This window comes from Blastococcus sp. SYSU D00868, assembly GCF_054050575.1.
Map to the genome: position 1 here is coordinate 1 of NZ_JBJGZO010000040.1, position 18,576 is coordinate 18,576.

General features: G+C 73.8%; 17 protein-coding genes. 11 read left to right on the top strand and 6 right to left on the bottom strand.

The features are described from left to right. Window positions 1-109: 109 nt before the first annotated feature. Window positions 110-1,345: an ABC transporter substrate-binding protein gene (locus ACI79F_RS22280; protein WP_456547363.1), complete on the bottom strand. Its 1,236-nt coding sequence runs from the start codon at window positions 1,343-1,345 to the stop codon at window positions 110-112. Window positions 1,346-1,841: 496 nt separating this feature from the next. Between ACI79F_RS22280 and ACI79F_RS22285 the strand changes: the two genes are divergently transcribed. The 6 genes from ACI79F_RS22285 (at window position 1,842) to ACI79F_RS22310 (ending at window position 9,589) form a co-directional block, all read left to right on the top strand. Continuing rightward, window positions 1,842-2,981 carry an NDMA-dependent alcohol dehydrogenase gene (locus ACI79F_RS22285; RefSeq protein WP_456547364.1) on the top strand — a complete coding sequence of 380 codons (1,140 nt, stop codon included), beginning with the start codon at window positions 1,842-1,844 and terminating at the stop codon, window positions 2,979-2,981. Continuing rightward, a complete protein-coding gene (locus ACI79F_RS22290) occupies window positions 2,978-3,343 on the top strand; it encodes an ArsR/SmtB family transcription factor (RefSeq protein WP_456547365.1) in 366 nt (121 codons plus the stop codon). The genes ACI79F_RS22285 and ACI79F_RS22290 overlap by 4 nt, the downstream gene beginning before the upstream one ends. Then, the gene (locus ACI79F_RS22295) at window positions 3,328-5,769 is read left to right on the top strand and encodes a CoA transferase (RefSeq protein WP_456547366.1); all 2,442 of its coding nucleotides are present in this window, start codon (window positions 3,328-3,330) and stop codon (window positions 5,767-5,769) included. Before ACI79F_RS22290 ends, ACI79F_RS22295 begins: the two co-directional genes overlap by 16 nt. 104 nt (window positions 5,770-5,873) lie before the next feature. Then, complete coding sequence (locus tag ACI79F_RS22300; RefSeq protein ID WP_456547367.1) at window positions 5,874-7,118, top strand: ABC transporter substrate-binding protein; 1,245 nt, start codon at window positions 5,874-5,876, stop codon at window positions 7,116-7,118. Between the two features lie 135 nt (window positions 7,119-7,253). Continuing rightward, the gene (locus ACI79F_RS22305) at window positions 7,254-8,747 is read left to right on the top strand and encodes a CoA-acylating methylmalonate-semialdehyde dehydrogenase (protein WP_456547368.1); all 1,494 of its coding nucleotides are present in this window, start codon (window positions 7,254-7,256) and stop codon (window positions 8,745-8,747) included. 11 nt (window positions 8,748-8,758) lie between these two features. Further along, window positions 8,759-9,589, top strand: a complete 831-nt coding sequence (locus ACI79F_RS22310; RefSeq protein WP_456547369.1) for an NAD(P)-dependent oxidoreductase — start codon at window positions 8,759-8,761, stop codon at window positions 9,587-9,589. A 6-nt stretch (window positions 9,590-9,595) separates the two neighbouring features. Here ACI79F_RS22310 and ACI79F_RS22315 read toward each other — a convergent pair whose 3' ends face one another. Beyond that, on the bottom strand, window positions 9,596-9,901 hold the full coding sequence (locus ACI79F_RS22315; RefSeq protein WP_456547370.1) for a hypothetical protein: 306 nt from the start codon (window positions 9,899-9,901) through the stop codon (window positions 9,596-9,598). After that, a complete protein-coding gene (locus ACI79F_RS22320; protein ID WP_456547371.1) occupies window positions 9,886-10,119 on the bottom strand; it encodes a (2Fe-2S)-binding protein in 234 nt (77 codons plus the stop codon). Before ACI79F_RS22320 ends, ACI79F_RS22315 begins: the two co-directional genes overlap by 16 nt. 256 nt (window positions 10,120-10,375) lie before the next feature. Between ACI79F_RS22320 and ACI79F_RS22325 the strand changes: the two genes are divergently transcribed. Beyond that, window positions 10,376-11,134 (top strand): FadR/GntR family transcriptional regulator, encoded by a 759-nt coding sequence (locus ACI79F_RS22325; protein WP_456547372.1) that lies wholly within the window; start codon window positions 10,376-10,378, stop codon window positions 11,132-11,134. 88 nt (window positions 11,135-11,222) lie between these two features. On the opposite strand, the gene ACI79F_RS22330 is transcribed toward ACI79F_RS22325, so the two are convergent. Genes ACI79F_RS22330 through ACI79F_RS22340 form a run of 3 tightly spaced genes read right to left on the bottom strand, consistent with a single transcriptional unit; the run spans window position 11,223 to window position 13,965 of the window. Continuing rightward, window positions 11,223-12,008: a crotonase/enoyl-CoA hydratase family protein gene (locus ACI79F_RS22330; protein WP_456547373.1), complete on the bottom strand. Its 786-nt coding sequence runs from the start codon at window positions 12,006-12,008 to the stop codon at window positions 11,223-11,225. Next, entirely contained in the window at window positions 12,005-12,769 is a 765-nt protein-coding gene (locus ACI79F_RS22335; protein ID WP_456547374.1) for an SDR family NAD(P)-dependent oxidoreductase, read from the bottom strand. Before ACI79F_RS22335 ends, ACI79F_RS22330 begins: the two co-directional genes overlap by 4 nt. Window positions 12,770-12,771: 2 nt before the next feature. Further along, a complete protein-coding gene (locus ACI79F_RS22340) occupies window positions 12,772-13,965 on the bottom strand; it encodes a thiolase family protein (protein WP_456547375.1) in 1,194 nt (397 codons plus the stop codon). 143 nt (window positions 13,966-14,108) lie between these two features. Between ACI79F_RS22340 and ACI79F_RS22345 the strand changes: the two genes are divergently transcribed. The 4 genes from ACI79F_RS22345 to ACI79F_RS22360 all read left to right on the top strand — a co-directional run bounded on the left by ACI79F_RS22345 (window position 14,109) and on the right by ACI79F_RS22360 (window position 18,572). Further along, a complete protein-coding gene (locus ACI79F_RS22345) occupies window positions 14,109-15,239 on the top strand; it encodes an acyl-CoA dehydrogenase family protein (RefSeq protein ID WP_456547376.1) in 1,131 nt (376 codons plus the stop codon). A 36-nt stretch (window positions 15,240-15,275) separates the two neighbouring features. Further along, complete coding sequence (locus tag ACI79F_RS22350) at window positions 15,276-16,325, top strand: LLM class flavin-dependent oxidoreductase (protein WP_456547377.1); 1,050 nt, start codon at window positions 15,276-15,278, stop codon at window positions 16,323-16,325. Window positions 16,326-16,375: 50 nt separating this feature from the next. Next, window positions 16,376-17,203: a mycofactocin-coupled SDR family oxidoreductase gene (locus ACI79F_RS22355; RefSeq protein WP_456547378.1), complete on the top strand. Its 828-nt coding sequence runs from the start codon at window positions 16,376-16,378 to the stop codon at window positions 17,201-17,203. 247 nt (window positions 17,204-17,450) lie between these two features. Next, window positions 17,451-18,572, top strand: a complete 1,122-nt coding sequence (locus ACI79F_RS22360; RefSeq protein ID WP_456547379.1) for an NDMA-dependent alcohol dehydrogenase — start codon at window positions 17,451-17,453, stop codon at window positions 18,570-18,572. The last annotated feature ends 4 nt before the right edge of the window (window positions 18,573-18,576 follow it).

The window sequence follows — 18,576 nt, forward strand, 5'->3', positions numbered from 1 at the left end:
TTGCGTTTTGGGTATTAACTGTTTTATAATTTGGTTGTTTTGCGGGGGCGGTGTGCGCCGGGGGGGGGCGGGGGGGGCGGGGGGCCGCCGCCCGCCCCCCCGGGGCCGGTCAGGTCTCGACGCGCTCGCCGCAGATCGGCTCGTCGGAGACCGGGACGAACTCCTCGCCCTCCAGCGTCACGAAGAAGGCGCACTCCTGGCCGAGGTTGCGGTGGTCGGAGAAGTCGAACTCCTGCGGGTACAGCCCGCCGGCGTTCCAGGTGGTGTCCTCCGACAGCGCGGACATGAAGTCGGCCTGGCTCGCGTCGCACCCGGCCAGCTCGAGGCCGTGCAGCAGGAGGTCGGCCATCATCCAGCCCTGCGCCTGGCCCAGGTCGGGGATGCCGAACGGGACGCCGGCCTCCTCCATGTACTGCTGCAGCCGGGCGGTCGCCTCGGACTCGATCTCGACCGGCGTGTAGCCGAGGCTGAAGCTGGCGCCCTGGGCGGCGTCGACGAACGGCTGGTTCTCCAGCGTCACGCCGCCGTAGCCGCTGGCGAGGATCGCCGCCTTGAACTCGTAGTCCGCCTGGCTCAGGCCCTGCATGATCGCCGCGGCGGCGCTGGTCGTGATCGGCAGGTAGAGGCCGTCGCTGCCGGACTCCTGGATGCCGAGCACCATGGCGCCGACGTCCTCGCTGCCCAGCGGCATGCTGTTGTTCACGTAGCCCTGGTCCAGGCCCGCGGCCTCGGCCGACTGCAGGATGGTCGCCAACGTGGCCTGCGACGACGGGGTGGCCATGGCGACGCCGGCGAGCTTCGTGACGCCCTGCTGGGCGAGGAACTCCCCGGTCGTGGAGAACACCACGTCGGTGAGCGGCGGGGGGCCGGCCGGGAAGAGGTTCGTGCCGCTCTCCAGCCACGCCGGGGCGCCGTCGGTGGCCGGGCCGATCACCGGCGTGTCCGGCGCCTGCTGCACCAGGTAGTCGGCGGCGGCGTAGAACAGCTGGCTGTCGCCGAGGACGGCGAACACGTCGTCCTGCTGGACCAGCCGCTGCGCGGCGCCCAGGGCGCCCTGCGGGTTGGAGGCGGTGTCGGCGACGACCAGCTCGACGTCGGTGTCCGCGCACTGGCCGCCCTCCTCCTGGTAGGCGGCCATGCGGGCGTTGAAGCCGAGCTCCGACCGCTCGCCCTTCTGGGCGCTGGCGGCACCGGTGCGCTCGGTCATCAGCCCGATCCGCAGCGTCCCGCCGCCGCTGCTGCTCTGGCTCCCGCCGGCGCTGCTGCTGCCGCCGGAGTCCTCCTCGTCGTCCGAACCGCAGGCCGACATCCCGAGCACGAGCAGGCAGGTGGCTGCTGCTGCCACTGCGTTCCTGGTACGCACGACGACTCCTTCGTCATTCCTGAGGGGAGCGGCGACGGCGAGTGGGGACCCGCGCCGGTGCCGGGTGGTCCCGCCGCGACGGGAGGGGCCCGTCGAGCGGGGCGAGCGGGTGGCCGGGCTCGGTCGAGCCGGCGAACGGCCAGCTCGGGAGGCGTGTCGTGGGTCCGTGACACGGTGTGACACGGGTCTCACGGCTCGGCACGGGAGGGACTGTGGCACAGCTCACGAGCAAACAGAAGGGGGTTCTACCAACTCGTTGCATCGAGTTCTGACCGACGTCGGGACGTCGGGGGCCCACCTCCGGCGCCGGGCCCCGGGGGACCCCCTGCCATCTCGGTAGAACGTCGCTCTACCGATGCACCGCTCCTCGTTGCGCTCGGCGCGGTCGGGTCACTATGGTCCGGCCTCGTGTGACGGCCACCACAGATCCCGCCGTCGCCGTCCCGCCGTCCGCCTCCCGGTCCCGAGGAGCCGCACCGTGCGCACGAGAGCCGCCGTCCTGTTCAGCCAGCCCGGCAAGTGGGAGGTCACCGAGCTCGACCTGGAGGGGCCCCGGCAGGGGGAGCTGCTCGTCCGCATGGTCGCGGCCGGGCTGTGCCACTCCGACGACCACATCACCACCGGTGACCTGCCCGCCCCGCCCGAGGCGTTCCCCATGGCCGGCGGGCACGAGGGCGCCGGCGTCGTCGAGGAGGTCGGCCCGAACACGCCCGGCTGGGCCGTCGGCGACCGCGTGGTGCTGTCCTTCCTCCCGGCGTGCGGCTTCTGCCGCTGGTGCGCCTCCGGGATGCACAACCTGTGCGACAACGGCGCGCGGATCCTCGCCGGCGTCCGGGAGGACGGCACCCGCCGGATGTCCCTGGACGGCGAGCCGGTGGGCCAGGGCGCGGGGATCGCGACCTTCAGCGAGTACTCCACGGTGGCCGTGCAGTCGGCGATCAAGGCCCCCGACGACGTCCCGCTCGACGTCGCCGCGCTGACCAGCTGCGGCGTCGTCACCGGCTGGGGGTCGGCGGTCAGGTCGGCGAACGTCCGGGCCGGCGACGTCGTCGTCGTCATGGGGGTCGGCGGGATCGGGATGAACGCCGTCCAGGGCGCGGCGCACGCGGGCGCCTCGGTGGTCATCGCCGTCGACCCGGTGGAGTCCAAGCGGACGGCGGCCCGCGAGTTCGGCGCCACCCACGCGGTGGCCACGATGGCCGAGGCGACCGACATCGCCCGCTCGTTCACCGACGGGCAGGGCGCGGACTCCTGCATCGTCTGCGTCGGGGTGGTCACCGGCGAGCACGTCGCGGCCGGGGTCGAGGTGATCCGCAAGGCCGGGACCTGCGTGCTCACCGGCCTGCCCCGCGCCGAGGACGACGTCGCCGTCCCGATCTCCACCCGGCACCTGACGCTGTTCCAGAAGCGCCTGCAGGGCTCGCTGTTCGGGGCCTCGAGCCCGGCGGTGGAGATCCCGGCCGTCCTGGAGCTCTACCGCCGCGGCTACCTCAAGCTCGACGAGCTGATCACCCGCCGGTACACGCTCGAGACGATCAACGAGGGCTACGCGGACATGCGGGCCGGCCGGAACATCCGCGGCGTGGTCGACCACGCGACCGCGTCGCCGCTGTCGTGAGCGGCGTCCGGCTGACCGTCGTCGGCCCCCCGGACCGCGACGTGCTCGGCGAGGGCGGCGACCCCGTGCCGGTGTTCCGCGCGCTGTCCGACCCGCTGCGCTGCCGGCTGCTGGCCCACCTGTGCCGGCGCGGGGAGACCTCGCGCGCCGAGCTCGAGGCGGCCCTCGGCGCGACCAAGACGATGCTCACCTACCACATCCGCACGCTGGCCCAGGCCGGGCTGGTCGACGTCCACGGCAGCGCCCGCGCGCTGACCTACAGCGTCCGCCGGGAGACGTTCGAGGAACTGCAGCGGTGGCTGGCCGACCCGCGCTCGGCCGCGCCGACCGGGAGGGACGGGGTGGCATGCGCCAGGCGCTGAGCGACGTCGCGGTGGTCCAGCTGGGCAGCGGCATCGCCGCCGACTGGTGCGGGAAGGTGTTCGCCGACCTCGGTGCCGACGTGGTCAAGGTCGAGCCGCCGTCGGGGGACCCGCTGCGCGCCGCGCGGGGTGCCTTCGCCAGCCTCAACACCAACAAGCGCAGCGTCGTCCTCGACCCCGCGGCCGGCCCGGACGAGCTGCTGCGGCTGGTGGCGGAGGCCGACCTGGTGGTCGAGGCGCCGGGCTCCGGCGCCCTGGCCGACTGGGGCGCCGACCGGGCCGAGGTGCTGGCGGGCTCCCCGGCGCTGTCCGTGGTCGCCCTCTCCGGCTTCGGCGCGACGGGGCCCTACGCCGGCTACGCCTGGAGCGACCTCGTGGCGCAGGCCTTCGCGGGCACGCTGCTGCTGGACCGGCGCGGCCCGGTGCGGCTGCCCATGGCCGTGACCGAGGCGGCGTTCGGCCACACGGCGGCGGCCGGGGGGCTGGCGGCCGTGCTGCGGGCCCGCGCCACCGGGGCGGGGGCCTTCGTGGACTGCGCGGCGTCGGAGGCGCTGGCCGCCAACCCGACGCGGATGGGCCGCTACCTAGGCTGGGAGTACGGCGACCGCAAGCCGCTGGAGGAGATGATCGCCGACAGCAGTTCCACAGTGCTGCCGGTCGGCCCGCACCCGTGCGCGGACGGCTTCGTCGCGATGATGATGATCCCGCCGCAGCTGCCCGAGATGCTCGCCGTCCTGGACAGCGACGAGCTGCGTGAGTTCTTCGCCCGGCCCGACGCCTTCGTCCGCCCGGAGGCGAAGGAGGTCCTCGACGGCGCGCTCTACCCGTGGCTGCTGTCGCGGACCCGCCGCGAGATCACCGACGCCGCCCAGGCGGCCGGCTGGCCCGTGACGCCGGTCAACCTGCCGGCGGAGGTGCTCGCCGCCGACCACCTGCACCAGCGGGGGTTCTGGGTGCACGCCGCCGACCCCGAGCTGGGGCCGGTCCTGCTGCCCGGCGCGCCGTACCGGTTCACCGAGGGCGGCTGGCGGCTGCGCCGGCCGGCCCCCCGGCTCGGGCAGGCCGACCCGCCCGACCCGGTCGCCCCGGCGGACGCGCGGACCACGCCGCCGGTGGCCGCGGTGGCAGTGGAGGAGCCGCCGCTGCGCGGACTGCGGGTGCTCGACCTGACCACGGTGTGGTCCGGGCCGCTGCTCACGATGCACCTGGCCGACCTCGGCGCCGAGGTCATCCGGGTGGAGAGCCCGCGGGTCTTCCCGCCGACCACCCGCGGCTACTCGCCGCGGCCGAGCCAGCAGATGCTGCTCAGCACGATCCTCGGCGGCTACGGTCCCGCGCAGCCGGACCGGCCCGACCGGCCCTGGAACCGGCACTCCCTCTACAACTCGATCAACCGCGGCAAGCGGTCGTGCACACTCGACCTGCGCGACGCCGAGCAGCGCGACCTCTTCTTCCGCCTCGTCGCACAGTCGGACGTGTTCGTCGAGAACCTCAAGTCCTCCACCCTGCACCAGCTCGGCGTGCACGAGACCGAGCTGCTGGCCGCCAACCCGTGGATGATCGTGCTGCGCCTCCCGCCGGCGGGGCTGTCCGGGGACTGGTCGCACTACACCGGGTTCGGCGGGCAGTTCGACGGCCTCAGCGGCTTCGCCTCGCTGTGCGGGCACCGCGGCACGGAGCTGTACGAGACGCCGACGACCCAGCACATGGACAGCGTCACGGGCCCCGCGGGCGTGTTCGCCCTGCTCGCCGCGCTGCACTACCGCGCGGCGACCGGCCGCGGCCAGGTCGTGGAGCTCGCCCAGAGCGAGAACGTGCTGAGCCAGCTGGGCGACGTGTTCGTCGACCTGCAGCTGGGCCGGGAGCCGCGGCGGTACGGCAACCGCGACCCGCGCCGGGCCCCGCAGGGCCTGTACCCGTGCGCCGACGGGCGGGCGCTGGCGGTCACGGTCACCGACGACGGTGCCTGGCGGGCGCTGACCGGGGTGATCGGCCGGCCGGACCTGGCCGCCGACGAGGCCCTGGCCGGGGTGGACGGGCGGCACGCCGCGCACGACCGGCTGGACGAGGCCATCACCGCCTGGGCCGCGACGGTGACGGCCTACGAGGGCTTCGCCGCGCTGCAGGCCGCCGGGGTCGCGGCCGCCCCCCACCTCGGCGAGGCGGACTTCGCCGTCGACCCGCAGGTCGTGGCGCGGGAGTGGATCCGGCCGCTGGACAGCACCGACGTCGGCCGGTTCGACCACCTCGGCTCGCCGTTCCGCGGCTTCCCCCTGGCCTGGGAGCGCGGGGCGCCGGTTCTCGGCGAGGACAACGAGTACGTGTTCCGGCAGCTGCTGGGCCTGGACGAGGAGGCCTACCGGCGGCTGGTCGACCGCGGGATCGCGACCGAGGACTACCTCGACCGCGAGGGCCGGCCCCACTGACCGGCCGGCCGGTCCGCGTCCGGCACGGGCGCGGGCCGGCGGGCCACCGCGGCCCGGCGCAGCAGCGTCCGAGCGCCGCATCCTCCGATGACGAAGGAGTCGTTGTGCGATCTCGGAACGCGGTGGCCGCAGCGGCCGCCTGCCTGCTCGTGCTCGGCATGTCGGCGTGCGGTTCGGACGACGAGGAGGATGGCGGCGGCTCGGCCGCCGACGCCGGCGGCGGGGGCGGCACCCTCACCGTCGGGCTGATGACCTCCTACAGCGGGCCGGCCGCCGTGTCGAAGGGCGGGAAGTCGGAGGTCACCTTCCAGGCGCGCATCGACGCCTACCGCGAGGCGGGCGGCGAGTGCGCCGACATCGAGTTCGAGCTGGTCACCGCGGACGACACCTCGACGCCGCAGGGCGCGCTGGCCGCCTTCCAGCAGCTGGCCACCCAGGAGGAGCCCTTCGTCATCCTCGACGACAGCCAGCTCTTCTTCGCCGCCGCCCAGTACGCCACCACCCAGGCCGCCGACATCCCGGTGCTGGGCGTGGCCACCGACGGCGCACCGGAGTGGCAGGACACCGGGAACAACCTCTTCCCGGCCTTCCCCGTGCCGCTGCCGGGCACCGTCTTCTCCACCACGGGGGAGTTCCTCGCCAGCCGGGGGGCCACGAAGATCGCCGGCATCGCCTTCGCCACGCCGAGCTCTCAGCAGAGCCTGGCGGACGTCCTGGCCTCCGCGGAGGCCGCCGGCCTGGAGCGCGGCTACGTGAACGACAGCATGCCGCTGGGCAGCGAGGACGTCAGCGCCATCGTGCTGGGGATCATGGACTCCGGAGCGGACGCGGTCTACCTGCCGATCAACGCCAACAGCATCGTCGCGATCGCCCAGGGCCTGCAGCAGGCCGACTACCCCATGAAGGCCATCCTGGCGGCCACCGGGTACGGCGCCTCGCTGCTCGAGTCCGAGCCCGCGGTCGCCGCCTCGCAGGGCGTCTACTACACCTCCGCCGTCGCCCCGGTCGAGCTGGGCTCCGAGGCGAGCGAGACGTTCCGGTCGGCGCTGGAGGACGCCGGCATCGCGGGCGGCATCCCCGACCTGGACCACTCCCTGGGCTGGAGCCTGGCCGACCTGCTGCTGCACGGGCTGGAGCTCGCCGGGTGCGACGCCACGCAGCAGGAGTTCATGGCGGCGCTGCACGGCGACGACACCTGGGACAACGGCGGCCTGTTCCCGCAGCCGTTCGACTTCGGCGACCGGTCCTCCCTCGGCCAGGAGTGCAGCTACTACGTGCAGCTGCAGGGCGAGGAGTTCGTGCCGGTGGAGGACGCCTCGCCGCTGTGCGGGGAGCGGATCGACGCCTGACGCGCCCGGTGCCCGGGGGCCGCGGGCTCGCGGGCGCCACCGGCACGCGGGGCGTGGATCGAACGCTTGCTCCGCCGACACCCCCCGGCGCACTAGCCTCCGGGGGGTCCCGCACCCGAGCACCCGAGGGAAGTCATGCCCGGAACCATCCCGCACTGGATCGACGGCGCCCGCCGGGAGAGCACCTCCGGCCGCACGGCCCCGGTGACCGACCCGGCCACCGGCGAGGTGACCGGTCAGGTGGCGCTGGCCTCGGTCGCGGAGGTGGACGCCGCGGTGGCGGCGGCCGCGGCGGCCTACCCGGCCTGGCGGGACACCTCGCTGGCCAGGCGGTCGTCGGTGCTGTTCGCGTTCCGCGAGCTGCTCAACGCCCGCAAGGGGGAGCTGGCGGAGATCATCACCGCCGAGCACGGCAAGGTGCTGTCCGACGCGCTGGGCGAGGTGTCGCGCGGGCAGGAGGTCGTGGAGTTCGCCTGCGGGGTGCCGCACCTGGTCAAGGGCGGCTTCACGGAGAACGCCTCGACGGCCGTGGACGTGCACTCGGTCCGCCAGCCCCTCGGGCCGGTGGCGGTGATCAGTCCGTTCAACTTCCCGGCGATGGTGCCGATGTGGTTCTTCCCGATCGCCATCGCCACCGGCAACACCGTGGTGCTCAAGCCGAGCGAGAAGGACCCCTCGGCGGCGCTGTGGATCGCCGACCTGTGGAAGGCCGCCGGGCTGCCCGACGGCGTGTTCGACGTGGTGCAGGGGGACAAGGTGGCCGTCGACCGGCTGCTGGAGCACCCCGACGTCAAGGCCGTGTCCTTCGTCGGCTCGACCCCGATCGCCCGGTACGTGTACGAGAACGGCACCCGCGCCGGCAAGCGGGTGCAGGCCCTGGGCGGGGCGAAGAACCACATGGTGGTGCTGCCCGACGCCGACCTCGACCTGGCCGCCGACGCGGCGATCAACGCCGGCTTCGGTTCCGCGGGGGAGCGGTGCATGGCGATCAGCGCGCTGGTCGCCGTCGGCGGGATCGGCGACGACCTGGTCGCCCGGATCGCCGAGCGGGCCCGCACGCTGCGCACCGGCGACGGCCGCCGCGGCTGCGACATGGGCCCGCTGGTCACGAGGGAGCACCGGGACAGGGTCGCCTCCTACGTCGACGCCGGCGAGGCCGCCGGCGCGAAGGTCGTCGTCGACGGCCGCGAGGTGCGCCCGGACGGCGCCGCCGACGGGTTCTGGCTCGGCCCGACCCTGCTGGACCAGGTCACCCCGGAGATGACCGTCTACACCGACGAGATCTTCGGCCCGGTGCTGTCGGTGCTGCGCGTGGACACCTACCAGGAGGCGCTGGACCTGGTCAACCGCAACGAGTACGGCAACGGCACGGCGATCTTCACCAACGACGGGGGCGCCGCCCGGCGGTTCCAGAACGAGGTCGAGGTCGGGATGATCGGCATCAACGTCCCGGTCCCGGTGCCGATGGCCTACTACTCCTTCGGCGGCTGGAAGCACTCGCTGTTCGGCGACTCCCACGCCCACGGCACCGAGGGCGTGCACTTCTTCACCCGCGGCAAGGTCGTCACCTCCCGCTGGCTGGACCCCAGCCACGGCGGGCTCGACCTCGGCTTCCCGCAGAACCGCTGAGGGCGGCGGCCGTGCAGCTGGGGTTCGTGGGCGCCGGCCGGATCGGCGCGCCGATGATCGGCCGGCTGGCCGCGGCCGGCCACGACGTCCGCGTCCTGGTCCGGTCGCAGGCCGCACGGCAGGCGGTGACCGACCTGGGCGCGACGCCGGTGACCGGGCTGACCGAGGTCGCCGACGGCGCGGCGGCCGTGGTGGTGTGCGTGCTCAGCGACGGGCAGGTCCGCGAGGTCGCCCTGGACGGCGGCCTGCTCGACGCGCTGCCGGCCGGGTCGGTGCTGGTCAGCCACACGACCGGCAGCCCGCGGACGATCGAGGACCTCGCCGGGCGGGGCGCCCCCCGGGACGTGGAGGTGGTCGACGCGCCGGTCAGCGGCTCGCCGCAGGACGTCGCGGCCGGGCACGTCACCCTCTACGTCGGCGCGACCGACGCGGGGATCGAGCGGGCCCGGCCGGTGCTCGAGGCCTACGCCGAGCCGCTGCTGCACCTCGGCCCGCGCGGTTCCGGGCAGCGGGTGAAGCTGCTGAACAACGCGATCTTCGCGGCCAACATCGGCGTCGTCGCCCAGGCGGTGCGGACGGCGGCCGAGCTGGGCCTCGACGAGCGCGCCGTCCTGCAGGGCATCACGCACGGCAGCGGCACCAGCTACGCCCTGCAGGCCATGGCCGCCGGCGGGTCGGTGGAGGCCTTCGCCCGGGCGGCCGGCGAGTTCGTCGGCAAGGACGTCGGCGTCGTCAACCGGGTGATGGCCGAGCTGGGCGTCGACCTGGGGGAGATGCGGCCGGCGCACCGGCTGCTGGGCGAGCTCATGGCGCCCGAGCACCGGGCGCTCATGCAGGCGTGACGGCGGTCAGCCGTCCGGCGGGGTGAGGTCGCGGACGACGCCCCGCTCGCCCAGGAAGAAGGTCGGGTAGATCTCCAGCGTCAACGAGTCGAGGAAGCGGGGGACGTCGATCTCCGGTGAGCGCAGGAACGCCTTGGCGTGGTCGACGCTCGGGAACTCGAAGACGTTCATGACCTCGCGCCCGTCGTCGGTGGCCCGGTAGACGGAGTACCGGGTGACCGCGAGCCGGGCGTAGCGCTCGGCGGACCGGTCGAGGGTGGCGACGTAGTCGTCGTAGTCCTCGACCGGGAAGATCGTCACCAGGTAGACCATCGCGCCGCTCCCTCGCTCGATGCTGGTCGGGACTCCAGCCGGCCGCGCGGACGCGGCCCGTGCTGCTCCTCGAGCAGGGCCCGGACGTGGACGGCGCAGCGCCCGCAGTCGGTGCCGGCGCCGCACGCGTCGGCCACCTGGCGCACCGTGCGGGCGCCCTCGGCGATGACCGCCCGCACGGTCGTGCTGCTGACCGCGCGGCAGATGCAGATGTACATCGCGGCACCGCCCCCGCTCGGGGACGACCCCGTCGTCGTCCCGGGGGCATTGAATCGGCTGGACGGGCCCGGCGCCTCTCCTCGGGCGCTCCGGCGGCCCGGCCGGGCCGGTGCTCCGCCGGGCGTCGGCACAGGACCCACTCCCGCCGGGGCCCCGCCCCGGGACGCCCATCCGGCACCGGTGCGTCTCACCCATCGGGGGTGACGCCCGCGCGGGGACGGCGAAACCCTGCGCACAGCTACTACCCTGCGAGACATGACCAGCAGTGGCCGTCCTCGCGACGTGGGCTCGTCCCCGCGGCCCATCAAGCGCGGGGCCAAGGTCGCGGAGGCCCTCGCCCAGGAGATCGTCCACGAGATCGTCTCGCGCAAGCTGCCGCCGGGCACGCTGCTGTCCTCCGAGGCGCAGATGCTCGAGGACTACGGCGTCGGCCGCGGGTCGCTGCGCGAGGCGCTGCGGATCCTCGAGGTGCACGGCCTGATCACGATGAAGCCCGGCCGCAACGGCGGGCCGATGGTCATCGAGGTCGGCTCGAAGGACTTCGGGCGGATGTCCAGCCTGTTCTTCCACATCGGCGGAGTGACCTTCCGGCAGCTGGTCGAGGCCCGGCTGCTGCTGGAGCCGCTGATGGCCCGGCAGGCCGCCGAGCGCCGCAGCCAGGAGCTGGTGGGCGCGGTCGCCGACCCGGACGCCACGCCCGTCGAGGACGACGCCGAGTACTTCGACGCCACCGGGGACTTCCACAAGACGATCGCGGCGATGTCCGGCAACCCGGTGCTCAACCTCATGAGCTCGTCGCTGGAGGAGATCTTCCGCGACCAGATCAGCGGGCTGCTGTCGCCGAAGGACCAGCGCCGGCACGTGCTCGAGGTGCACGCCGGCATCGCGGAGGCCATCGCCCGCGGCGACGCCGACGCCGCCGAGAAGCTCATGCGCGAGCACATGCAGGAGTACGCGGACTGGGTCGAGCAGCGGCAGCCACAGATGATCGACGAGATCATCGACTGGCGCTGAGGAAGGACCCCCCTGCCCCCCGACGCTCGCGAGCTCGCGCCGGGCCCCTGCAGGGGGGCCGACCTCCGGTGGGTCGGCGCCGGGTCGGTCAGCGGCCCTGCCAGACCGGGGCGCGCTTCTCGGTGAAGGCGCGGGCGCCCTCCTTCGCGTCCTCCGAGGAGCGGATCGGCTCGTAGATCTCCCACTGCCGGGCGAACGCCTCCTCGGCCGGCCACCCCGGGCCCTCGGCCAGGATCCGCTTGGTGCCCTGCACGGCCAGCGGCCCGTTGGCGGCGATCTGCTGCGCGAGCTCCAGCGCCGCGGTCAGCGCCTGCCCGGGCGGGACCAGCCGGTTGACGACCCCGGCGGCGTGCGCCTCGGCGGCGCTCACCCGGTCGCCGGTGAGCGCCCACTCGGTCGCCTTGGGCAGCCCGGCCTTGACCGGCAGCCGCAGCAGCCCGCCGCCCCCGGCGAGCAGCCCGCGCTTGACCTCCGGCAGGCCGAAGAACGCGTCCTCGGCCGCCACGATCAGGTCGCAGGCCAGCGCGATCTCGAAGCCGCCGGCCAGCGCCGGGCCCTCGACCGCGGCGATCAGCGGCGTCGTCGGCGGGCGCTCCACCAGCCCGGCGAACCCCCGCCCGGGCACCGCCGGCTTCTCCCCGGCGAGGAACGCCTTGAGGTCCATGCCGGCGCTGAAGACCCCGCCGGCGCCGGTGATGACCCCGACGAACAGGCCGTCGTCGGTGTCCAGTTGGTCCATCGCCGCGCCGATCTGCTGCGCGGCCGCGGTGTTGATGGAGTTCTTCGCCCGCGGCCGGTCGATGGTGACCACGAGGACCGCGCCCTGGCGCTCGACCCGGACCTCGGGCCCGACGGTCTCCGCGGCGGCGCTCACTTGGGCTGCATCCGGATCGCGCCGTCCAGCCGGATCGTCTCCCCGTTGAGCATGGGGTTGTCGATGATCGCCATCGCCATGCGGGCGAACTCGTCGGGCTGGCCGAGCCGCCGCGGGTGCGGGGTCATCTCGCCGAGGGAGTCCCGCACGTTCTGGGGCAGCCGGGCGAGGATCGGGGTGTCGAAGGTGCCGGGCGCGATCGTCGCGACCCGGATCAGCTTGCTGGCCAGGTCGCGGGCGGCCACCAGGGTGAGCCCGACGATGCCGGCCTTGGCCGAGGCGTAGGGCAGCTGCCCGATCTGGCCCTCCCAGGCGGCGACCGACGCGGTGAGCACGCAGACGCCGCGCTCGCCCTCGACCGGCTCGTGCCTCGCCATCCGCGCCGCGGCCTGGCTGAGCACGTTGAAGGTGCCGATCAGGTTGATCCGCACGATCTGCTCGTAGAACGCGAGGTCGCCCGGGTTTCCCTCCTTGTCGACGACGCGCATCGCGCCGCCGCGGCCGGCGCAGTGCACCAGGGTGCGCAGCGGGGCCAGCTCGTCGGCGGCGGCGACCGCCGCGGCGACGGCCTCGGGGTCGGTGACGTCGGCGGCGACGAACCTCGTCTTGCCGCCCAGCTCGGCGGCGACCTCGGCGCCGGCGGAGGTGGGCAGGTCGACGAGCACCGTCGGCACGCCCTTCTCGACCAGCCGGCGGGCGGTGGCCAGCGCGAGGCCGGAGGCCCCACCGGTGACGACGGCGGACCCAGCGGTGACGTCCATGCTCAGTTCCTCCCTGCGCTCAGGTTCTCGATCACCAGTGCGTTGGCCATGCCGCCGGCCTCGCACATCGTCTGCAGGCCGTACCGCTGCCCGGTGTCCTCGAGGAAGCCGAGCAGCGTGGTGGCCAGCCGCGCCCCGGAGGCGCCGAGCGGGTGCCCGAGGGCGATGGCGCCGCCGCGGGGGTTGAGCTTCGCGTCGGGGACGCCGAACTCGGCCTGGAAGGCCAGCGGCACCGAGGCGAAGGCCTCGTTGACCTCGAAGGCGGCGATGTCGTCGACGGACAGGCCGGAGCGCTGCAGCAGCTTGTGGGTGGCCGGGATGGGGCCGGTCAGCATGAGCAGCGGGTCGTCGCCGGTCACGGCGGTGGCCACGATCCGGGCGCGCGGGGTGAGCCCCAGCGCCGCGGCGCGCTCCTCGCTCATCACCAGCAGCGCGGCGGCGCCGTCGGTGAGCTGGGAGGAGTTGCCGGCGGTGATCTTCCAGTCCAGCTCGGGGAAGCGGGAGGCGTGCGGGCTGCCGGCGAAGGCGGCCTTGAGCCCGGCGAGCTTCTCCACGGTGGTGCCGGGGCGGATCGTCTCGTCGGCGGAGACGACGCCGTCCGGGGTGGTGATCGCGGTGATCTCCCGGTCGAAGGCGCCGGACGACGCCGCGGCGGCGGCGCGGGCGTGCGAGGCGGCGGCGAACTCGTCGAGCTGGGTGCGGGACAGGCCCCACTTCTGCGCGACGAGCTCGGCGGAGATGCCCTGCGGCACGAGGCCGGGGGAGTAGCGCTCGGTCACCCGGGGGCCGTGCGGGTCGGCGTCCCCGCGGGCGGAGCCCATCGGCACCCGGCTCATCGACTCGACGCCGGCGGCGATCGCGATGTCGTAGGCGCCGGCGACGACGCCCTGGACGGCGAAGTCGAGCGCCTGCTGCCCCGAGCCGCACTTGCGCTCGATGGTCACCGAGGGCACCGACTCCGGCCAGCCGGCGGCGAGCACGGCCTGGCGCCCGGGGGTGGCCGACTGCTCGCCGTTCTGCCCGACGCAGCCGACGAGGACGTCGTCGATCGTGGCCGGGTCGAGGGAGTTGCGGTCGGCGAGCGCGGTGAGCACCTGCGCGAGGAGGTCGACCGGGTGCAGGCCGGACAGGGCGCCGCCGGCCTTGCCGCGCCCCATGGGACTGCGGACGGCGTCGACGATGACGGCAGAGGGCATGACGGCATCCTCCCGGGACGGGGTGTGGGCGTTGACACCTTAACCATGAATACCAATAACATGGAATGCGTCCGAGGCCCGTCCGGCGGCGCCCCGACCGGTCGCCGCAGCGGGGCGGGACCGACCCCGAGGAGAGGACCGCGATGTCGTTCGACCTGCCGGAGCACCACCAGCGGCTGCGGGAGCGCGCGCGGGAGGTCGCCGCCTCGGTGCGCGACCAGGCCGGCGAGGCCGACGCGGCGACCGACGTCCACCCGGGCATGCGCGACGCGCTGCGGGCCTCGGGCCTGGCCGCGCTCACCGTCCCGGCCGCGCACGGCGGCGCCGACGAGAAGGTCGACTCGCTGGCGGTCACCGTCGTCCGCGAGGCCTTCGGCGGGGTGTCGGCGCACCTGGACTCGCTGTTCGCCATGCAGGGCATCGGCAGCTACGCCCTCGCCGTCGGCGCGAGCGAGCGGATCCAGGCCGAGTGGCTGCCGCGCGTCGTCTCCCTCGACGCCATCGCCGCCCTGGGCCTGACCGAGCCCGAGGTGGGCTCGGACCTCAAGGCGATCAGCACGACGGTCGTCGAGAAGGACGGCGAGCTCGTCCTCGACGGCCGCAAGTCGTTCATCACCAACGCCGGCGCGGCGCACTTCTACAGCGTGCTCGCCAAGGAGGACGACGGCTACTCGCTGGTCTTCGTCCCCGCCGACACCCCCGGCGTCCGCGTCGAGTCCGGCCCCGACCTCATCGCCCCGCACATCATCGGCGAGGTCCACCTGGACGACGTCCGCGTCCCGCTGGACTCCCGCGTCGGGCTGCCCGGCCAGGCCTTCCCGATGGTGCTGCAGACCCTGGCGACCTTCCGGGTGTCGGTGGCCGGCTCCGCCGTCGGGCTGGCCCAGGCCGCGCTCGACGAGGCGGTCCGGCACACCACCGGCCGCGAGCAGTTCGGCAGCACGCTGGCCCGGCTGGGCCCGATGCCGCAGATGCTCGGCACCTGCTGGATGGAGATCGAGCAGGCCCGGCTGCTCACCTACGCCGCGGCCAGCCGGGCGGCCGCCGACCCGCTCGGCGCGCTGCACTGGTCGTCGATGGCCAAGGTGGCGGCGACCGAGACCGCCGGCCGGGTGGCCGACCGGTGCGTGCAGATGATGGGCCGCTTCGGGGTGGTGACCGGCTCGACCATCGAGCGGCTGTACCGCAACGCCCGGCCGATGCGCATCTACGAGGGCGGCAACGAGGTCCTGCTGGGCCAGCTCGCCAAGACCCTCACCCGCCCCGCCCGCTGACCCGCCCGCGCAGAAGACCCAGAGAAGAGGCCCGCCATGGTCGCCGTCGGCATGCTGCTCTCCGACGTCCCCACCTCCGTCAGCCCCGCCCAGCAGTTCGACGACGTGCGGCGGATCGTCGAGGCCGCCCAGCGCAACGGGTTCACCTACATCGCGATCGGCCAGCACTTCCTCTACGGCGAGCTGCGCTGGCTGCAGCCGGTGCCGCTGCTGGCCCGGCTCGCCGCCGAGTGCGACCGCGACACCCGGCTGGCGACCCAGATCATGATCGCGCCGCTGTACCACCCGGTGATGCTCGCCGAGGAGCTCGCGACGCTCGACGTCGTCACCGAGGGCCGGCTCGTCTTCGGCGCCGGCATCGGCTACCGGCCCGAGGAGTTCGACTACCTGGGCATCCCGTTCAAGGAGCGCGCGGCGCGCACCGACGAGATCCTCGAGCTGCTGGTCAAGCTCTGGACCCAGGACGAGGTCACCCACTCCGGCCGGTTCTGGCAGCTGGAGGGCGTGCGGCCGCACCTCAAGCCGGTGCAGTCGCCGCACCCGCCGATCTGGGTGGGCGCGCAGAGCGTCGCCGGCGCCCGCCGGGCCGGCCGCTTCGGCGACGCCTTCCCGGTGACGCCCGAGGCCACCTACGACGAGATCGAGGAGCGCTTCGCCGCCGTCCGGGAGGGGTTCGCCGCCCGCGGCAAGCCCTTCGGCCCGCAGCCGGTCCGGCGCAACGTGCTCGTCGCCGACTCCCGCGAGGACGCCATCGTCGAGTACGCCCGCGTCTCCAAGGGCAAGTACCTCAGCTACGCCCAGAAGGGCATGGGCAAGGCCGGCAGCGCCGAGCAGCTCGACGCGGAGTTCGTGGAGACGGTGACCAAGCACGCGGTGCTCGGCACGGACGCCGAGGTGATCGCCTCGCTCACCGAGCTGTGCACCCGCTTCCCGGTCGACCCGCTGCTGCTGCGCCCGCAGTGGCCCTCGATGTCGGCCGACGAGACCATCGCCGCCATCGAGCGGCTGGGCAAGGAGGTCGTCCCGGCCATCCGGGCCCTGCCCACCCCCGCGCCGGAGATCCTGCCCGCCCCGTCGGGCGCCTGACCGCGCACCGGTCACCAGTCGACAGCACAGCGAGACAACCAGGAGGAGACATGGGTCGGTTCGAGGGGAAGGTCGCGTTCATCACCGGCGGTGCCCGGGGGCAGGGCCGCTCGCACGCGGTGCGGCTGGCCGCCGAGGGGGCCGACGTCGCCGTCGTCGACGTGGTCCGCCAGTTCGACTCGGTGCAGTACGCGATGTCCACGCCCGAGGACCTCGCCGAGACCGAGAAGCTGGTCCGCGACCACGGCCGGCAGTTCCTCGGCATCGTCGGCGACGTCCGCGACGAGGAGCAGGTGGCGGCGGCGGTCATCCAGGCCGAGGAGCGGTTCGGCTCCATCGACCTGGTGTGCGCCAACGCCGGGATCCTGCCCTCCACCGGGCCGCACGCCCAGCGGATCGAGGCGTGGCACGACACCATCGCCACCAACCTGTCCGGCGTCTTCCACACGCTGCGGGCGGTGACCCCCGGCATGGTGGAGCGGGGGACCGGCGGCGCGATCGTCATCACCGGGTCGACGTCGACGTACCGCGGCGTCGCCTACAAGACCGAGATGCTCAACCCCGGGCACATGGCCTACGGCGCCGCCAAGGCCGGCGTCCTCGCGCTGATGCGCAACTACGCGATGGCGCTGGGCAAGTACGGCATCCGGGTCAACACGGTGATCCCGGCCGGCGTGCAGACGCCGATGATCCAGAACGAGTTCTTCACCAAGGACCTGCAGGCCGACGCGCCTCCCGGCTGGATGGCCAACGTCATGGAGCACGGCCCGGTCGAGCCCGGCGACATCTCGGACGCGGTGCTGTTCCTGCTCTCCGAGCAGGCCAAGTACGTGACCGGCACCGCGCTGCCGGTGGACATGGGCACGCTGCTGATCTGACCGCCGCACCCCGGCGCACTCACGGCTCCGGTCCCGGCCCCGCGAGGGGACGGGGCCGGAGTCGGCGTGCGTTCGGAGCGGTTCCGGAACACAGATCTAAAAATGCGAAACATGCGCAGGGTGTCTGGCGCGTCCGAGCCGGCTGTGCCTACGGTCACAGCACGCCGGCCGCCGAGGTGCCGCCGGTGGATCCGTCAGCCGCCGCCGGGCCTCTGCGTGCCCGGCGCCATGAGGCGAAGGAGCCTTCGTGAAGACCGTCGGTGCACTGCTGTGGGAGCCCGGGACGCGTTCGGGATGGAGCGTCGAGGAGATCGAGATCGACCCGCCGAAGCGGCGGGAGGTCACGGTCAAGCTCACGTCGTCGGGCATCTGCCACAGCGACGACCACCTCGACACCGGCGACATCCCGCTGCCCTGGGCGCCCATCCTCGGCGGGCACGAGGGCGCCGGCGTCGTCACCGAGGTGGGGCCGGAGGTGACCGACCTGCAGGAGGGCGACCACGTCGTCATGTCCTTCCTGCCGTCGTGCGGGAAGTGCCGGATGTGCGTCGCCGGCCGCGCCAACATGTGCGAGCTCGGCGCCGGCGTGCTGGCCGGCCTCGCGCCCGACGGCACCCACCGGGTGCACGCCCGGGGCAAGGGCGTCGGCGCGATGAGCTACCTGGGCACCTTCGCCCCGTACGCGACCGTGCCGGTCGACGCGGTCGTGAAGATCGACCCCGAGATCCCGCTCATGCCGGCCTCGCTGATCGGCTGCGGCGTGCCCACCGGGTGGGGGTCGTCGGTCTACGCCGCCGACATGCAGCTCGGCGACACCGTGGTGGTCTTCGGGACTGGCGGCGTCGGCATGAACGCCGTGCAGGGCGCGGTGCACCGCGGCGCGAAGAACATCGTCACGGTCGACCCGGTGCCCTTCAAGCAGGAGAAGGCCAAGGAGTTCGGCGCCACGCACCCGGTCGGGTCGTTCGAGGACGCCGCGCGGCTGGTCGAGCAGATGACCAACGGCCAGGGCGCCGACCGCGTGATCATCACCGTCGACGTGGCCCGCGGCGAGATCGTCGAGCAGGCCAACCAGCTCACCCGCCGCGGCGGGGTCATCGTGCTGACCGCGGCCGCGCCGGTGCTCCAGCGCGACGTCCAGTTCGACCTGTTCAGCTTCGCGATGTCGGGCAAGCGCCTGCAGGGCTCGCTGTACGGCACGACCAACTCGCGCAACGACATCCCGCTGATCGCCGACATGTACAAGAACGGCCAGTTCAAGCTCGACGAGCTGATCACGAGGACCTACCGGCTGGAGGACATCAACGAGGCCTTCGCCGACCTGCGCGAGGGCAAGAACATCCGCGGCGTCATCGTCTACGACGACTGAGGCC

Coding starts and splice junctions, on each gene's coding strand:
- ACI79F_RS22295 (WP_456547366.1), top strand. CDS start 3,328: ATGCGCCAGGCGCTGAGCGACGTCGCGGTGGTCCAGCTGGGCAGCGGC.
- ACI79F_RS22305 (WP_456547368.1), top strand. CDS start 7,254: ATGCCCGGAACCATCCCGCACTGGATCGACGGCGCCCGCCGGGAGAGC.
- ACI79F_RS22315 (WP_456547370.1), bottom strand. CDS start 9,901: ATGGTCTACCTGGTGACGATCTTCCCGGTCGAGGACTACGACGACTAC.
- ACI79F_RS22320 (WP_456547371.1), bottom strand. CDS start 10,119: ATGTACATCTGCATCTGCCGCGCGGTCAGCAGCACGACCGTGCGGGCG.
- ACI79F_RS22325 (WP_456547372.1), top strand. CDS start 10,376: ATGACCAGCAGTGGCCGTCCTCGCGACGTGGGCTCGTCCCCGCGGCCC.
- ACI79F_RS22335 (WP_456547374.1), bottom strand. CDS start 12,769: ATGGACGTCACCGCTGGGTCCGCCGTCGTCACCGGTGGGGCCTCCGGC.
- ACI79F_RS22340 (WP_456547375.1), bottom strand. CDS start 13,965: ATGCCCTCTGCCGTCATCGTCGACGCCGTCCGCAGTCCCATGGGGCGC.
- ACI79F_RS22345 (WP_456547376.1), top strand. CDS start 14,109: ATGTCGTTCGACCTGCCGGAGCACCACCAGCGGCTGCGGGAGCGCGCG.
- ACI79F_RS22350 (WP_456547377.1), top strand. CDS start 15,276: ATGGTCGCCGTCGGCATGCTGCTCTCCGACGTCCCCACCTCCGTCAGC.
- ACI79F_RS22355 (WP_456547378.1), top strand. CDS start 16,376: ATGGGTCGGTTCGAGGGGAAGGTCGCGTTCATCACCGGCGGTGCCCGG.